At 50.0% G+C, this 244-nt stretch carries 1 protein-coding gene; it reads right to left on the bottom strand.

Annotated features, from left to right (window positions below; all coding sequences use genetic code 11):
* A partial coding sequence (locus ACTHS4_RS12395) for a helicase-related protein (RefSeq protein ID WP_440366038.1) occupies positions 1-244 on the bottom strand: 244 nt, incomplete at both ends.

The following is a 244-nucleotide window of genomic DNA, read 5'->3' as shown; positions in this document are numbered from 1 at the left end:
AACCAAGCGTACGTCAGGTTTATCCACGCCCATACCAAAGGCGTTGGTGGCGACAATAACGCGCAAACTACCGCCAATAAACTGGTTTTGAATATCGGCTTTTTCGTTGTTCCCCAAGCCTGCATGGAAATGCTCACATGCCCAGCCTTGTTCTTTCAGGTAAGCCGAATAGGTTTCCGCACTTTTCCGCCGTCCGACAAATACCACGGCTCCACCGCTTTGATGATCAAGTTCACGATGCAAC

This window comes from Neisseria sp. P0014.S009, from assembly GCF_051958155.1.
In the GTDB taxonomy this organism is placed as follows: domain Bacteria; phylum Pseudomonadota; class Gammaproteobacteria; order Burkholderiales; family Neisseriaceae; genus Neisseria; species Neisseria flavescens_C.
This window is presented reverse-complemented; position numbering and strand designations above follow the sequence as displayed.